The following is a 16348-nucleotide window of genomic DNA, read 5'->3' on the forward strand; positions in this document are numbered from 1 at the left end:
TTTCCATGTTCGAAACGAAATACGAAGCATCTAAAAACCGTGTGTATGTTAAGCTTGAAGGTATGATGACAATTGAAGAGGCCAAAGAATACGATCAAGCTGTTCGTCGTGAAGTTGATAAAGCGAAGGAAGGCTACACATTCTGCATCGATATGGCGAAAGCACAACCAGCACCAGCTGATGTGAACGATTATTTGGCAGGATTGCGCGACTACATGGCAAACAAAAAAACAAAGGGATCTTCTATGATCGTAAGCTCCGCTCTGACGAAGCTGCAATTGTCTCGCTTGGTTAAAGATCTCGGCGGTGCATACGGCGTAGCTCAAAGCTACGAAGAAGCAGATCGCTACTTGGACAGCTTGTAGTCTTATAGTTCTTATCTTTTCGTCTTATTGAAGGATACTGAATGATATGACCTGCCCGTTCCCGGACGGGCAGGTCTTTTTTTGGTGACGAGCAAGCTTGAGCAAGTGCAATGAAGGACAACGCGTGGTATCGGAAGATACCCTATTACATAAAAGGTGTGACAGGAATGAAATCTCAATCTATCAACGAACGGATACGGGCGTTATGGAATCACTGTTTTCAATCACTGTTAGCGCGGATATTATTGCCTATCAGTCTTATTACTCTGCTTGTCATTATAACGACCAGCATGGTGAATGCCAGCTTTATTCGAAGTGTCGTTACTGACATGATGATCGAAGACACACAGACGGCAGTTCGGCAAATTGGGAAATTCGTAGTGCAGCACGGCAAGGACGATCCAAAGGCTGTATTGAATATGGTTGCATACAAGGATAACAGCACTTCATTGCTTGTGAAGGATGGCAAGGTGATAGCCCGATTTGGTAAGGAGCTGTCCAGTGAGATCGAAGATAGTCTGCATGCACTTTACACTGGCGAGCAGAATGAAATGAAGTTGGACATTGGACTAGGTGGATACGCATATGCAGCGAAGTCTGGAGATTATTCTGCAGTAGTAATCTCGCGATTTGATGATTTTGACAGCAGTCTTGATTCTTACAATTGGCTGATGTGGGCGGTGACCATTGGATCCTTGCTCATTATCACGAGTGTGACTTGGATGCTTGTGAATCGTCTGTTTGTCAAACCAATCCACAAGGTTTCACGTACCGTTGAGCATATAGGGTCTGGGGACTTTACCCATCGTGTTGGAATAGCTGAGCAGCGCAAGGATATTTGGGGAAATGTAGCCCGCAGCTTTTCGAGCATGCATAGCAATCTGAAGGAATTGGTCGATCAAGTTGTCGATACGAGCGAGAACATTAATACAACTTCGAATGACTTTGCAATCAGCTCGCAGGAAACAAGTAAATCATCGGAACAGATTACAATCTCGCTGCAGGATATATCAATGGGCGTGGACGAGCAGGCCAAGAAGCTTGCTGAGGTCGGTCAAATGATCGAGGATGTGACGATGGCAATTGGCGAAGTGGATCAAACGGTGAAGACGATTACAGGCGAATTCACGAAGGCCAATGATAAGGTTGTGCATGGCAATGAAATCGTCAATAAAACGATCACCCATATGAGACAGCTGTCTGATAATGTGGAAGCAAGTGCTGGCATGATGAGCAGCCTGCAGCAAAAATCCGATAAAGTCGGCGAAATTCTAGCGATTATCACGGATATTGCGGGGCAAACAAACCTGCTTGCACTGAATGCCGCAATTGAAGCTGCTCGGGCAGGGGAACATGGCAGGGGCTTCGCGGTTGTGGCGAATGAAGTTCGCAAGCTGGCTGATCAATCGAATCAGGCCGCTCTCGAAATTCAGCAGATTATTGCTGAAGTTCAATCCGAGACGGGAAATGCAGTCGAGACAATGGAGAAGAGCCATCATTTCGTCCAATCCGGCATTCAAAGTGTTAATGATACGGGTGACGTCTTCCATGCCATTGTGGCGATGATGCAGGAAATATCCAATCTAGCCAACATGGTCGAGGCGATCGTCCAGGAGGTCAATATTAGCTCTCAAGACATGCTTGAGCGTGTTCAGGGAGTTGTGGCCATTTCGGAGGAATCCGCATCAAGTGTGCAATCGATTGCCGCTGCTACTGAAGAGCAGAATGCGGTTATGGAAGAGCTGGCAAGCTCAGCCGAGGAATTTAAGCGCATGGCAATGGGATTGCAGGATTCATTGACGAAATTTAAATTTTAATATTTATTTTGACAACTAGATTATACCGTACTTGAACCGATACCTGACTTAGGTATCGGTTTTTTTATGTCATGGCGATCACGCATGAATTTGCGTGCAGCAGGGAATAATTTGTCTGATCATCCAGCATGTTCGTCATCTTCAAAGTGATTACAGGAGGGAATTGTCTTATGGCGGACTTTGATTTCGCAGCTTCCCTGCAAGAACAAATATCGGCATTGTTTCATCATCGCGTCCATCTTGTGGTAAGAAGCATTTCGCCGTCAGTTGCCATATGCTATATGCCCCAGCATGTCGATACGAAGCAGCTTCACACCTCTATTCTATCTCCGTTGCTGCAGTTGGGGCAGACACCGACGATCGAGGATCTTCGCAGTTCGCTTCCTATCGGAGAAATAATGGATATTGCGGCTATCCCGGAATGCGCACCGTTGATTGTGAAGGGATGGGTCTATATTGCGACCCCTCAGGCAGGCATTGCGGCAAATGTGGCGGACTTGCCTAAGCGGTCTCTTACCTCGCCAGAGAATGAGACGACCATATTAGGCCCAATGGTTGCTTTTACTGAGTCAATTGGCATGAACACGACCTTGCTTAGAACCTCTATTCCAGATACGGAGCTATGCAGTGAAGAATATAAGATGGGGAACAAACGCAATACGACGATCCATCTCATGTTTATGGCAGATAGGGCGAATCCAGATCGGGTTGAGCTGGTACGTCAACGAATTAAGCAGCTTCGATTCAATGATGTGACAGGCAGCTCAGAGCTCATGCACATGATTCAGGATAATGATTTGAGTGTCTTCCCGCAATTGATGCTAACCGAACGGATTGATTTGGCTAGCCATTCGCTGATAGAAGGCAAGATCATTATTCTATTGGATGGGAGTCCGCTTGTGATCGTAGGACCAAGCGAATTCATTGACTTTTTCTTATCCATGGAAGATCGCTATTTAGGATGGGGGATCGGGACATTTATTCGCGCACTGCGAATGGTTGCGTTAATTCTTTCTGTATTCTTGACTCCTGCCTATGTGGCCGCCCTTACTTTCCATTATGAAATTATTCCTTCCTCTTTGCTCGTATCCTTAATTGAGTCACGCTCCAAAGTCCCTTTTCCGCCTTTATTTGAGACGATAATTCTGGAAGTGACCATGGAACTGCTTCGGGAAGCAGGGGCGAGGCTGCCGACGAAGGTTGGACAGACAATGGGCATTGTAGGCGGTATTGTCATTGGGCAGGCAGCGGTTCAAGCTGGATTTACGAGCAATATTCTCATCATGCTAGTGGCACTTGCGGCGCTTGGTTCTTTCGCAACACCAGACTATTTAATGAGCAGCAGCTTGCGCCTCGTCCGATATCCGATGGTGATCTTTGCGGGCATGTGGGGCAGCATCGGTATTGTGTTTGTAACCTCCTTGGTAACGATGCACCTCATTCGTCAGACGAGCTTAGGCAGGCCGTATTTTTCACCAGTTCACCCGATTAAGGAATCTGACTTGGCTTATGATGAGGTGCTGCTTCCAGAACCGAAGGGCTTGACTGCAACAGGGCACAAGGTTCGTAAATACGTCCGATCCATTTCTCTTCGTTCGCTATGGACCGGAAAGATTGATGATTAGTCATTTGTAGGTGAAAAAGATGAATAGCGGAACATCACACAAATATCAATTCAAAGCCTACATGCTGCTGTTCCTCGTATGCAACGTGCAGGTCGGTGTAGGAATTTTCGGATTTCAGCGGTACATCTATAAGGAGGCGGGGCATGATGCATGGATGTCGGTCCTGCTTGCAGGAATAGCTACCCATTTGATCGTCTGGATTATGGTCAAGACCTTGGAAATGCATAAGTCGCTTGATTTGTACGGCATTCAACACGTGCTGTTCGGCAAATGGATTGGCGGTGTATTGAGCATCTGCATGATGCTCTATTTCTTGACGAATATGACGACCATTGTCAGAACGTATATTGAAGCGATCCAATCTTGGATTTTCCCCGATTTTCCGACATGGCTCCTTTCACTTATATTGCTTGTGCTTATGGTGTATGGCAGCTTGGGCGGAATTCGAGTCATTTTACAAACGAGTTTTATCAGCTTTTTCCTGATTATCGCGACCTCCCTTTTCTTCAATTATCCGATCCGCTATGTGGAATGGAGCCGTTTACTGCCGATTTATGATACGACTGCACAACATATTTGGGTAGGGGCAATAAAGATGGGGTTTACGATTACGGGGTTTGAAGTAATATTTATGCTCTATCGCCATGTACAGGACAAAAATAAGGTGATGCGCTATGCACAAGCGAGCGTGCTCTTCACCAATATCCTGTACTTGTTCATTATGATCGTGTCGATCATCTATTTCAGTGAAAATCAGATGCTTCGTACGATTTGGGGCTCCATTAATTTATTGAAAATTATTAAGTACCCCTTTTTGGAGCGGATCGAGTTCATTGCAATTCCCTTCTGGATGCTAGTTGTGCTTCCTGGTATCATGCAGCTGGCTTGGAACGTGCTGAGGGGCACTGTGCAGCTGTTTGGATGGAATGAGAAGCTGACACTGTATGGCCTGGCTGTTATTGTGATCGTGGCATCCAGCACCCTCCATAATCGGGGACAAGTGAATCAACTCAATGATTTTATCGGGATATACTCTGTGATTGTCTCTTATTGTTATCCGCTCCTCTTGTTCGCTCTGACGTATGTATACAAGTGGCGCAAACGTCAAAAGGGGAGTGATGCGCATTGAGATCGTTGCTCAAACCGATGTTCAGGGTAGTTGGTGTGTTATCCGTGCTGGCACTTCTTGTAGGCTGTGTACAGTCTAGTGTGCTGGAGAAGTTGGGAATAAGTGTAGCGATCGGGTTTGACGTTCTGTCGGAAGAGAAGTTTAATGTCACTTCAGTTCTGACCAATCCGGAGCCAGGAGCGAAGAAGAAGACGAAGATCGTCTCAGGTATTGCAAGCAGTACCAAGGGAGCTCGAATTAACAACAACCAGCAATTGGCCCACACACTTGTGAACGGTCAGGTTCGTGTCGTTGTCTTTGATGATAAGCTGGCCAAGCAAGGGATTACGTATATTGTTGAGAATTTGACGAGGGATCCGTTTTTCGGTGATATGATTTTTCTCGCAGTCAGTGAAGGGCCGTCTCATGAATTGCTGGCCGGCAGTTATGAGCAGATTCCGAATATTGGAACCTACTTGTATGAAATGCTGCAGCAGCATATTCAAGATGATTGGGTTCCTTCCTGCACGGTTCACGATTATCGGAGCGCCTTCTACAGTGCTGGACAAGATCCGGTACTCCCAATGCTGCGCAAGCTGCCCAACGGAGTTGAGGTTTTTGGACTGGCCCTGCTTCAGAATGATCGAGTAGTCGGAACGATCGGGCCTGGAGAAGGCTATTTGCTCAAGCTGCTGCTTGGAAAGTTAGCGTCATTGAAAGAGATCAAAATTGATCGTGATGAGCTGCGTCCTTATTTGCATGAGAATCGGAAGGAGGACGGGCATGTACGAGTGGTCTTCGCGAACCTGGGCAGTAAAAAACATATTCGTCTCCTCTCAGCTTCTCCCCTGAAATTTCAAGCCAATTTACGCATCAATGTGGAGCTGCATGAAATTACAGATGAATATGATTTTAGCAAACCCCAGGCAAGCAAACTGCTTCAACAAAAAATAGGAGAAGCATTGACGAAGGAAACCGAAGCACTTATTAAAAAGCTTCAGCGCCTTGGCTCGGATCCGATTGGCTTCGGCGAGGTCTACCGCAGCTCGGTAAGGCACTCCAAACTGACAGCTGACAAGTGGAAGAAGATGTTCCCTGAGGCAAGCATTCAATCTCAGGTCGAGGTGAACATTGTCCGAACAGGTACGATTGAGTAATCGGAATTTTTTGTGAGTTACATTGCGCTGAATGATTGACTCTCACGTAACGTGATCGTGTAGCCTAATGGTATTCCGACTTGTCGGAGAGGAACATACCATGAAGAGATGCAGGTGAACCTAATGAACATTCACATGGAAGACACGTTACGTCAGTATGAAGCATTGTTGACTATGCCAAATGAGCAGAGAAATGGCTATTTCAGGCATACAATGATGAAGCCGTTTCGATCGATGTGGGAGACCATTCATGTACCTATAACAGCGCAGCAGCCGAACGGCTATGATGTGGTAATGGCCACTCAAATGATGGGCTTCCTTCCGCTTCAGCATCAGGAAGGAATCGAGAAGGCGGGGAAGCGTCTGCAGGATATTCGCATTCTGGAACTCGCGAAGGAGACTTTGTTGGGATGTATCCACCGAATAGACTCAGCAGGGCTGGCAGTCAAGGCAGAGGAATTGATATTTGGCGCGTATCTTGCTGATCCTGACAAGTTAAGCAGTTATCAGGGTTACACCGGATTTGGCGGTATTCCAGGATATATCCTCATTATCCTGGATCCGAACAGCTACAATATTCCGCGACTGCCGGCGCTGATCGCTCATGAGTTCCACCATAACGTTCGCTTCTCCTATTTCGATTGGAACCATGGAAATGTTACGCTAGGCGACTATATTATCATTGAGGGCTTGGCAGATTCTTTTGCAACTGAGATGTATGGAGAGGAGCTGCTTGGTCCATGGGTGGCGAATATACAGGGCAAGGAGCTGGATCATTGCTTCGAGGTAATCCGAGGAGCATTGGATACGAAGGGATTCGCTGAGGTGAGCAGCTATATGTTCGGCGATGAAGCTGCTGCGCGTGATGGTTATCCGGCAGTTGGATTGCCTGCGGGGGCCGGGTATGCGGTTGGCTATCATGTTGTACAGTCCTTCTTGAAGAGGAACGATGTATCTATTTATGAAGCGACCCTGCTGCCGGCGGAAACCATCATACAGGGGAGCGGCATGGTGTAGGATTTTGTAGGATTATCGATTGATTGTAAGGCTCTTAATGTTAAAAGAAAATAAAGTACTCGACTGAAAAATAAAGTTTTATAGAGAGAAAATATAGTACTTTATTTTCTCTGTACAACTACTGCACTACACGCGGTTCGTGAACAAATGCTTTTATTTTACACTCGCTACTCTTAATTGGCTGTGTCATTACATTGAACACCCCTTATTGCATAATGAACAAATAAAAAGCCCACTTCCCACAAAAGGGGATAACGGGCTTCAATAGAATTAAATTTTAGCGGGAGATGTATGCTACTCCTTTTGTTGTTTCATCACCTAAGTTGTGAGCCACTACATAGTGTTTTTTATTTTTATTTACTGGAACATCATCAAACACAAGTTTCTCATCATGGTCTCCCCGCACTGTCTTACTGGCTATTTCAGTATCAGTATTACGATTTGTTTCTTCATAAAGCGTATATTCAATTTTTGTGTTTCCGTCACTGGATTGCTTCGCCTTTAAAGTTAATCTGTCACCAGTTGGATAGAATGAGTCAGAAGACTGTGTTTTACGTACTCTGACTTCAAAACCCCACGTGTAATTTACTGCGTTAACAGAGCTTTTAGCTTGAGCCACATTTGAAATAGATGGTTGTGCATATGCTGGGATAGCCATCAAGAGCGTAGCAGCCGCAGTCATAAGAATTAATGACTTTTTCATTAACTGTTCCTCCTAATTCAATGTTATTTGAGTCAATAAGTTTGAAGTGAACTATTGAAGTTGAGTTTATTGTAGCTATAAATAAATCAAATAAACAGGGGAGTATCATTACTGTTTCTAGTGGTAAAATGACTAGTTCTACGCAAAAAAAGACAGCATTCATTGCTGTCCCTTATACGTTATGTATAATAACTACTGCCAGATCTCTACCTGAAAAATAAAGTTCCGATATTCGGATGAGGCAAGACCCTGAGCAGCGGCAGAAATCTGCTTGGGGTCTTTCGTTCGATATTTATTCGGTTTATTGTTGCTTTCGTTGCTGGAATTTAGTTACGGCAGGGCTATTCATTCAGTTTCATTCAGTAGTTCATCTCTTCTCATAAAACGGACTAGCTTCTCCTCGGTAGAGGAGTGTTCAATTGGGGTGAATACACTGCACCGCAAGTCCATGTTCCCCTGCAAGAGAAGCGAGGTAAGGTTGAACAGCATCTTGCCTGCCTTCGCGTGACGGAATTCGATCGTAACGTCGGGGGCAATGCTGACTTGGCTTGCTTCCCATAGTGCATGGAATTCGGGATGAAGCTCTGACATTTCGACTACGAAATCTGTATACCATTCATCTCCCACGTACTGACCATAGTAGGCGCGGAACATCGCGAGGAAGCCTCTGACGAAGTGTTCCCAATTGACGGCTAATGAGCGCAGCTCTTTTCTGACAAAAACGAGCCGAATCAAGTTCCGCTGCTCTAAGGGAACCTGATCGAAATCGAGAAATACATATGCCGCAGCGGCATTCCAGCCAACAATGTGGAAGTGCCTATCCGTAATGATGGTTGGGCAATGCGTTAGCTCATTCAATATTTTCCCGAGCGATGGAGGAATTTTCGCAATACTCATTTCCTGCTGTGGTGGGCTAATATGCTTCTCAAGTGCAAGATCGTATACATATTTCCGCTCATCCTGATTCAGTTGCAGAGCGGCAGCTACCGCGTCCAGAACAGATGGAGACACGGTGATGTCGCGCCCTTGCTCCAGCCAGGTATACCAAGTCGTACTGACTCCTGCCAATTGCGCTACCTCTTCACGACGCAGGCCAGGTGTTCGACGTCTAGTACCAGCAGGCAGCCCTACGGACTGCGGTTGAATGCTTGAGCGCTTGGACTTTAGGAAGGTGGACAGGGCTTCTAATCTCGTTTGGCTGGACATGGCTATACCTCCTAACTGCAAGCCAGTTGTTCATTTAGTTTTGTTTATATCGACTATGTAGAGTGAATAACCAGATCAGCAGTGGATTAACAACGGATCAGGAATAATCGTGAAAGGTTACATTGTTGTTTGTGATTCCCAACTTGCATGCCGAAGCATGGATCCATTGACTTATCTAGTATATCATTTCCGCAGCGTAATCGATTGGAAGTGCAAGTTGTCATCATCCAATGGGACAGTGTGGAAATCTACGATCTGAAACCAACAGGATAAGGTCTTCTGAATGGCATTGTCCGTATGAAAGGAGAAGAATCGCTGTGGTTTGCACCAATCGGCCTCCCATACTCCTTCTGAGTCGTATCCACCATATAATCCAATAAAAAGCAGTCCATTCGGAGCGAGCACTCGATGCATTTCTTGCAAGACCTGATCCAGATCCTTCTTCGGCGCGTGCAGCAAGCAATTTAGCGCATAGACAGCTTGAAAGCTATGATCGGCAAAGTCCAACTGATAAAAATCCATTACTTTCGCATTCAAGCCTCTTTCGATGCACTTCTTCACCGATTCACTGGATAGATCGATGCAGGTTGTCTGCACTCCGCTCTGTTGAAAATAAAAGCCGTCGATCCCTGTTCCCGCGCCGATTTCGAGTATAGTAGTTTTCCCCTCACTGCTTAACAACTCACGAAATTTCTTTCTTTCGTCTATTTTCCAAGAAGACAAGGACCTGCTGGATCTTCTCTGGGCATCCTGATCATACGATTGGGCTAGTGCAGCTTTGAAGTTGGACATGAAATCTGCTCCTTTTTGCTAGTATATTACGAACATTTGTTTCCTTTATTATAGATAAGGATTCCTAATTATGTCAACGAATGATGCAAGAGAGCAACAGAGGAGTCCTCGATATGGCTGATATTTATTGTTTACTGCTGGAGTCAGGTAGTAATTATACTAGTATAATCAACAACTTGTAATAGGATAAATCCTGTGTGACAATATCGTAAACCAATGAATAAGCATGAGGCGACTCATGGATGATCCAATTAGCTAGGTAGATTCATATTTCACAATGAAGACAGTGTCGTTATAGAGGCTTGTGCGATCAGATCTGTGAGGAGGAATTAGAGTTGGAACCCGTAGTGATTACAGGAATGGGAGTTATCTCCCCGATAGGAAATGATGTAGAGACATTTTGGAAGAACTTAGTTGCTGGACAATCAGGAATATCCTCTATTGATACATTTGACGTGAGCGGTCATAAAACGAAAATTGCCGGTCTTGTGCGCGAGTTCGATGCAGATGGACTTCTTGGACGCAAAGAGGCAAGACGGCTGGATCGCTTTACTCAATTTGCACTTGCTGCCGCAGAGCAGGCATGGGCGGATTCTGGGCTGGTGCTGGATCAGATTGACCCTGAGCGCTTAGGTGTCTACGTGGGGTCAGGCATTGGCGGAATTGAATCCTTGATTGAAAATGTTGATATTTTGCGAAGCAGAGGTCCTGGGAGAGTCAGTCCGACCTTGGTGCCAGCCATGATGGCTAATGCAGCGTCTGCACAGATCAGCATCAAATGGGGAGCGCTGGGCCCTACGATGTCCCATGTCTCTGCTTGTGCGATCGGGAATACTGCGATTGGCGAGGCGTTCCGACTCATTCGCTCGGGAGGAGCAGACATTGTATTTGCAGGGGGAACGGAAGCTGCTATTACCGACTTATCGCTAGCCAGCTTCGGTAATGCAACGGCATTATCAACAAGGAATGATGATCCGACGAAGGCCAGTCGGCCCTTCGATACGGAGCGGGATGGATTTGTCATGTCTGAGGGCGCGGGCATACTCATTCTGGAATCATTGTCGCACGCCATCCGTAGAAAGGCACGAATCTATGCGGAGGTTATTGGATATGGGATAAGCTCGGATGCTTACCATATTGTTGCGACCCATCCTGAAGGGCGAGGTGCCTATCTTGCGATGAGAACGGCTCTGCAGGATGCATCTGTGTCTGCCGAGGATGTAGATGTCATTAACGCGCATGCAACGAGTACGGAGGTTGGCGATCTGGCAGAGACAACGGCGATTAAAAGAATGTTCGGCGAGCATGCTTATCGGATTCCGATAACAGCAAATAAGTCCATTACGGGTCACATGCTGGGTGCTGCTGGGGGAGTAGAGGCCATTTCGCTCGTGAAGAGCTTACAGGAGGGAATGATTCCGCCGACGATTAACCTTGAGAACCCTGACCCGCACTGTGATCTGGATTATGTGCCGAATGAAGCACGCAAGGCCAATGTGAAGGTGGGACTATCTAATTCTTTCGGCTTTGGCGGTCATAATGCCGTGATCGTGTTGAAGAAGTATGAGTGATTGAGACGCATAACCGGATAATCGGTTCGGTACAAAATAGCCCCTGACTTGCGGCAAATCCGCAAATTCAGGGGCTTGGCGTTTATCAGCAGGGCTTAGGATTCAAGACGCTTACGTTGGAAGCGGGCAATCGCTTCGTATTCTTCATCCAGCTTGCGGAATATCGAGATATAGATCGGAAGCAGCTCATGATAAATCGCTGCATGCTCCGGATTAGGTTCATGCTTGTGCGTAGCGCCTACCATATCAGATACGATACGGAGTGAATCGGCTCTTCCAGTTGAGTATAGACCAAGCACGACAGCACCAAGGCAGGAGCTCTCATAGCTCTCAGGGACGACAACTTCTTGATCGAAGATGTCGGCCATCATCTGCCGCCAGAGCGGTGAACGAGCGAATCCGCCAGTGGCGTGAATCTTGCTAGGGCGTCCCATCTGCTCTTCCATTGCAAGCAACACGGTGTATATATTGAAGATGACGCCTTCCAGTACGGCACGAATCATATGTTCCTTCTTGTGATGCATCGTGAGGCCGAAGAAGGAGCCGCGCGCATCCGCATTCCATAGTGGAGCACGTTCGCCAGTTAGATAAGGATGGAAGAGCAGCCCGTCTGCCCCCGGCTGAACCTGCTCGGCAATGCGAGTAAGCAGATCATAGGCATCAATGCCAAGCCGCTTCGCTGCTTCAACCTCGGAAGCAGCCAGTTCATCGCGTACCCAGCGGAACAGCATGCCGCCATTGTTCACAGGTCCGCCGATGACCCAGTGCTTGTCTGTCAGGGCATAGCAGAAGATTCTGCCCTTCGGATCGGTAAGCGGTTGATCCACAACGGTACGGATCGCGCCGCTCGTTCCAATCGTTGCTGCAACAACACCAGGCTCGATCGCATTTACACCAAGATTGGAGAGCACACCATCACTGGCTCCCACAACCGTTGGGGTAGCAGGGGAGAGTCCCATCTCCCGCGCGTAGACTTCATCCATTCCTGTCAGCTGATGCGTAGTAGGAACGAGCTCGGATAGCTTGTCAGTCGATATGCCCGCAAGTTCAAGTGCTTCTTCATCCCAAGCGAGCTGCTGCAAATTCATCATCCCGGTAGCAGACGCAATCGAGTAATCGACAACATACGTATGGAACAGCTTGAAGAGTACGTATTCCTTAATGGAAATGAATTTAGCCGCCTTATTTAACAATTCCGGAGCTTCATGCCGCATCCACATCAACTTCGTAAGCGGGGACATCGGATGGATGGGAGTGCCTGTCCGCAAATATAAGGCATGTCCCTTCGGATCCTTCTTGAGCTGGGCTGCATACTTGCTGCTCCGATTGTCTGCCCACGTGATGCAAGGGGTGAGCGGATGGCCTTCTGCATCGACGGCGATGAGGCTATGCATCGCCGAACTGAAGGACAGGAACAGTACATCCTCAGGCTGGGCTTGCGCAGCGCTCATCGCTTGCTTGACAGAAGAGACAACGGCTTGGAATATCCGTTCTGGATCCTGCTCGGCTATCGTTGCGTTCGGTGTATGCAGTGGATAGCCTTGGCTGCCGGTAGATACGACTTTGCCATTCTCTTCGAATACGACTGCCTTCGTGCTTGTCGTTCCCATATCGATTCCGATCATGTAGTTGGGATGATTCATAGGGATAACCTTCTTTCTTTCATTGCCATATATGTTACACTACTGTGCTCAACAGCAGAATCAATGCTAATCCGACGACAGATAGAATCGTCTCCATCACTGTCCATGACTTAAGTGTCTCTGGGACGGACATGTTGAAAAATTCCTTCACCATCCAGAACCCTGCATCATTGACGTGGGACAGAACGATCGAGCCTGCGCCAGTTGCCAGTACAACCAATTCTACAGGAACACCTGGAGTCATCGCCAGTACTGGAGCAACAATACCAGCAGCAGTCGTCATGGCAACGGTTGCAGAACCAGTTGCGACACGAATCAATGCTGCGACGAACCAGGCGAATAGTATGACGTTAATGTTCGCTTGTGTGGCAAGCTCTGCGATCGCACCGCCAACACCACTGTTAATGAGCACTTGCTTGAACGCACCGCCGCCGCCAATGATAAGAATGATCGTTGCGGTAGGGGCGAGACATTCGCTGGTGAAGCGGGATATCTGTTCCTTCTTGAAGCCGCGCGCATAACCGAGCGAGAAGAAGGAGAAGACGACTGCAATCAGAAGCGCGATAATTTCATGGCCGATGAATTTGCACAGTACGGCTAAGCTGCTAATGCCTTCAGGATCGACGATGTCTGCGACGGATCCAATCAGCATAAGAATGACAGGCAGCAAAATGGTGAACAGCGTAATGCCGAAGCTTGGGAGCGGCCGATCACTCTTCTGCGCGAATTGCTCAGCGAGCTTCGCTGGCGGCTGTAATTGAATGCGTTTACCAATGAACTTGCCGAATAGCGGCCCTGCGATAATTGCTGTTGGTATTCCGACGAGCAGAGAGTAGAGAATCGTACGACCGAGATCCGCTTGATAAGCGTCGATGGCAATCATCGGTGCCGGATGCGGTGGTACGAGTCCATGTACGGTAGATAGCCCCGCCAAGATTGGAATGCCGATCTGCAGCAATGATTTGTTTGTTTTGCGTGCTACAGTGAACACAATTGGAATTAATAGTATTACACCAACTTCAAAAAATACTGGGATACCTACAATAAAACCAACAAGGAGCATTGCCCAGTGAACGCGTGATTCTCCGAATTTATCAATAAGAGTAGTGGCGATTTGCTCTGCACCGCCGGATTCAGCCATCATCTTGCCCAGCATGGTACCGAGCGCAATGACGATGGCTATCGTGCCAAGTGTGCCGCCAAGGCCTTGTGTAATCGATTGCACAACATCTTGCGGTTTCATGCCTGTTAACAGACCGAGCATTAATGCTGATATAAGCAACGTCACGAAAGGATTCCATTTCAGCTTGGCAATGAACACAATGAGAAATACGATGGTAAGAAGTGTCCAAAATAGTAATGTCACATTGTGACTCATTCCGAATAGTGTGCTCATGATGTACGAGCCTCCTTTTGAAAAATGCCGATTGTTATGAAGGATTCCAAATATAGCGTTTCCAAAACAAACTTGAATACTTGTCGACAACTTGGATTAAAAAACTTTGTATCCTTGCAGCTTGCCGTTACGAATGCGGCAAGCTAACATGCAAGGTACGGTTCGAGTCGGCGAAGTAGGCTGAGACAACCTGCTGGATCGTATGAGTATCCTTCGACTGGAGTCCTCTTACGATCGTACGGTGCTTCTCAATTACAGTGAACAGCTTCGCTTCTCCCTCAGAGAATATTTCTTCCGTTGTCATCAGCATGACGGTCTTCACGATCAGTCGAATGCTCGTCCATAGATGCATGATCCGTTTATGCTCCGCTGCAGCAATGATCGCTTCATGGAACGATAAATCCTGATATGCGAATTCAACGGCATCATTGTACTTAACCGCGAGTTCCATCTTATCGATAATCTGCAGTAGCGTCAGAATCAGACCATCAGTGTTCACGATGGCGAGCCGCTGCTGGACAAAGCTCTCAATGAGATAGCGAACATCGTACAGCTCTTCGACATCGATAAGACTGAGCCCTAAGACAACAGCACCCATGCGCTCCAAGCGGATAAGCCCTTCGTTAGAGAGCGTTTTCAATGCTTCGCGAACGGGAGAGCGGCTGGTGCCGAAGTCGGCAGCCACTCGATTCTCCGATATAATTTCGCCCGGCTTGATGGAGCCGTTAATAATTTGCAATCGCAGCTCACAGGCGATGGATTCCCCAAGGGATGCGCCCTGCAGCCACTGTTTCGGATAGTGTATCATGCGTGAACTCTCCTCATGATTGGTTTCCTGAACCCATATCTCACTTTACAGATTTGGTTCTGATTGTACCACAGTGCTGCATGGCGCGACCATCGGGCTTGTGGTGATTCTATCTTCGCTATCGAAATAGGAAATGACTATTCCTTCGTTACCACTTGATGTCCGCCGAACTCATTGCGCAGTGCAGCAACTACCTTACCGTGGAAGGAATCGGACTCAAGCGAACGATATCTCATGAAGAGGGACATCGCGATAACGGGTGCGCTTGCTTGCAGCTCCAGTGCAGTTTCCACTGTCCATTTGCCTTCGCCAGAGCTTTGCATAACGCCGCGAATGCTGTCCAGCTTCGGATCTTTGGAGAAAGCATTCTGCGTCAGATCCATCAACCAGCTGCGGATTACCGATCCGTTAGACCATACGCGTGCAACTTGTTCGTAATCGAAATCGAAGTTGCTCTTGTCCAATACTTCGAAGCCTTCCGCGATAGCCTGCATCATTCCATATTCAATACCGTTGTGAACCATTTTCAGGAAATGTCCACTTCCGCTCTTGCCTGCATACAAATATCCTTGATCTACCGCAATGTCCTTGAACAGTGGCTCAAGTGTAGCGAATACTTCTTGGTTGCCGCCAATCATGAAGCAGCCGCCTTCAGCTGCGCCAGATACTCCGCCGGATGTTCCGATATCGAAGTAATGGGCACCCAGTGCATGCACTTTCTCGCCTCTAGCGATGGATTGTTTATAATGTGAATTTCCTCCGTCAATGACAATGTCTCCTGAAGAGAGAAGAGGAAGCAGTGTGTCTACCACTTGATCCACGATTTCTCCAGCCGGAACCATCATCCAGATGATTTTAGGCGAATCCAGCTTGGATACGAGATCTTTGATCGTATCTGCAGGAATTGCTCCTAGGTCAGCTGCTTTTTGACGTTGTTCAGCATTTACATCAAAAGCGACTACCTGATGCTTGTGCTGCAATATGTTATCTACGAGGTTGAAACCCATTTTTCCAAGGCCAATCATGCCTAATTTCATGCTGTATTCACTCCTGTGATCATGCTGTAAAGTACAACAAGTATACTTGTATACAACTTAGTGTGATCTTATCTTACTGTCTTCTGGCCTATCTGTAAAGTGG

14 protein-coding genes are annotated in these 16348 nt (G+C 47.1%); 7 read left to right on the plus strand and 7 right to left on the minus strand.

Translation table 11 applies throughout. The features are described from left to right. The first annotated feature begins 5 nt into the window (after positions 1–5). From ABN764_RS09940 to ABN764_RS09965, 6 genes are all read left to right on the plus strand, one after another. Positions 6–365, plus strand: a complete 360-nt coding sequence (locus ABN764_RS09940; protein ID WP_021254824.1) for a hypothetical protein — start codon at positions 6–8, stop codon at positions 363–365. A gap of 167 nt (positions 366–532) precedes the next feature. Then, complete coding sequence (locus ABN764_RS09945; protein ID WP_446671773.1) at positions 533–2182, plus strand: methyl-accepting chemotaxis protein; 1650 nt, start codon at positions 533–535, stop codon at positions 2180–2182. 170 nt (positions 2183–2352) lie between these two features. Further along, a complete protein-coding gene (locus ABN764_RS09950) occupies positions 2353–3807 on the plus strand; it encodes a spore germination protein (RefSeq protein ID WP_174810488.1) in 1455 nt (484 codons plus the stop codon). Between the two features lie 19 nt (positions 3808–3826). Continuing rightward, positions 3827–4936 (plus strand): GerAB/ArcD/ProY family transporter, encoded by a 1110-nt coding sequence (locus ABN764_RS09955; RefSeq protein ID WP_268625718.1) that lies wholly within the window; start codon positions 3827–3829, stop codon positions 4934–4936. After that, positions 4933–6072 carry a Ger(x)C family spore germination protein gene (locus ABN764_RS09960; protein WP_446671774.1) on the plus strand — a complete coding sequence of 380 codons (1140 nt, stop codon included), beginning with the start codon at positions 4933–4935 and terminating at the stop codon, positions 6070–6072. The genes ABN764_RS09955 and ABN764_RS09960 overlap by 4 nt, the downstream gene beginning before the upstream one ends. A 123-nt stretch (positions 6073–6195) precedes the next feature. Then, positions 6196–7089, plus strand: coding sequence for a DUF2268 domain-containing putative Zn-dependent protease (locus ABN764_RS09965; RefSeq protein ID WP_446671775.1), 894 nt, complete (start codon positions 6196–6198; stop codon positions 7087–7089). A gap of 277 nt (positions 7090–7366) precedes the next feature. Here the strand turns inward: ABN764_RS09965 and ABN764_RS09970 are convergent, their stop codons facing one another. From ABN764_RS09970 to ABN764_RS09980, 3 genes are all read right to left on the minus strand, one after another. Further along, complete coding sequence (locus ABN764_RS09970; RefSeq protein ID WP_446671776.1) at positions 7367–7792, minus strand: hypothetical protein; 426 nt, start codon at positions 7790–7792, stop codon at positions 7367–7369. 345 nt (positions 7793–8137) lie between these two features. Further along, the gene (locus tag ABN764_RS09975) at positions 8138–8998 is read right to left on the minus strand and encodes a helix-turn-helix transcriptional regulator (RefSeq protein ID WP_446671777.1); all 861 of its coding nucleotides are present in this window, start codon (positions 8996–8998) and stop codon (positions 8138–8140) included. Between the two features lie 183 nt (positions 8999–9181). Beyond that, positions 9182–9790 (minus strand): class I SAM-dependent methyltransferase, encoded by a 609-nt coding sequence (locus ABN764_RS09980; protein ID WP_446671778.1) that lies wholly within the window; start codon positions 9788–9790, stop codon positions 9182–9184. A 335-nt stretch (positions 9791–10125) separates the two neighbouring features. Here ABN764_RS09980 and fabF point away from each other — a divergent pair, with 335 nt between their 5' ends. Then, positions 10126–11361: a beta-ketoacyl-ACP synthase II gene (gene fabF, locus ABN764_RS09985; RefSeq protein WP_446671779.1), complete on the plus strand. Its 1236-nt coding sequence runs from the start codon at positions 10126–10128 to the stop codon at positions 11359–11361. Between the two features lie 95 nt (positions 11362–11456). Here fabF and gntK read toward each other — a convergent pair whose 3' ends face one another. From gntK to gnd, 4 genes are all read right to left on the minus strand, one after another. Then, entirely contained in the window at positions 11457–13004 is a 1548-nt protein-coding gene (gene gntK, locus ABN764_RS09990) for a gluconokinase (RefSeq protein ID WP_446671780.1), read from the minus strand. 34 nt (positions 13005–13038) lie between these two features. Then, positions 13039–14400, minus strand: a complete 1362-nt coding sequence (locus ABN764_RS09995) for a GntP family permease (RefSeq protein WP_446671781.1) — start codon at positions 14398–14400, stop codon at positions 13039–13041. Between the two features lie 127 nt (positions 14401–14527). Beyond that, positions 14528–15205, minus strand: a complete 678-nt coding sequence (locus ABN764_RS10000) for a GntR family transcriptional regulator (protein ID WP_028532157.1) — start codon at positions 15203–15205, stop codon at positions 14528–14530. A gap of 140 nt (positions 15206–15345) precedes the next feature. Continuing rightward, positions 15346–16245, minus strand: a complete 900-nt coding sequence (gene gnd, locus ABN764_RS10005; RefSeq protein ID WP_268625711.1) for a phosphogluconate dehydrogenase (NAD(+)-dependent, decarboxylating) — start codon at positions 16243–16245, stop codon at positions 15346–15348. Positions 16246–16348 lie beyond the last annotated feature (103 nt).

Origin of the sequence: Paenibacillus wuxiensis, assembly GCF_040195695.1 — a bacterium.
Classification (GTDB): domain Bacteria; phylum Bacillota; class Bacilli; order Paenibacillales; family Paenibacillaceae; genus Paenibacillus_B; species Paenibacillus_B suaedae.

Bases quoted from the DNA above. Each gene is read 5' to 3' on its own strand.
- ABN764_RS09965 (WP_446671775.1), top strand. From the start codon at position 6,196: ATGAACATTCACATGGAAGACACGTTACGTCAGTATGAAGCATTGTTG.
- ABN764_RS09975 (WP_446671777.1), bottom strand. From the start codon at position 8,998: ATGTCCAGCCAAACGAGATTAGAAGCCCTGTCCACCTTCCTAAAGTCC.
- ABN764_RS09970 (WP_446671776.1), bottom strand. From the start codon at position 7,792: ATGAAAAAGTCATTAATTCTTATGACTGCGGCTGCTACGCTCTTGATG.
- ABN764_RS09955 (WP_268625718.1), top strand. From the start codon at position 3,827: ATGAATAGCGGAACATCACACAAATATCAATTCAAAGCCTACATGCTG.
- ABN764_RS09995 (WP_446671781.1), bottom strand. From the start codon at position 14,400: ATGAGCACACTATTCGGAATGAGTCACAATGTGACATTACTATTTTGG.
- ABN764_RS09940 (WP_021254824.1), top strand. From the start codon at position 6: ATGTTCGAAACGAAATACGAAGCATCTAAAAACCGTGTGTATGTTAAG.
- gntK (WP_446671780.1), bottom strand. From the start codon at position 13,004: ATGAATCATCCCAACTACATGATCGGAATCGATATGGGAACGACAAGC.
- gnd (WP_268625711.1), bottom strand. From the start codon at position 16,245: ATGAAATTAGGCATGATTGGCCTTGGAAAAATGGGTTTCAACCTCGTA.
- ABN764_RS09980 (WP_446671778.1), bottom strand. From the start codon at position 9,790: ATGTCCAACTTCAAAGCTGCACTAGCCCAATCGTATGATCAGGATGCC.
- ABN764_RS09945 (WP_446671773.1), top strand. From the start codon at position 533: ATGAAATCTCAATCTATCAACGAACGGATACGGGCGTTATGGAATCAC.
- ABN764_RS09950 (WP_174810488.1), top strand. From the start codon at position 2,353: ATGGCGGACTTTGATTTCGCAGCTTCCCTGCAAGAACAAATATCGGCA.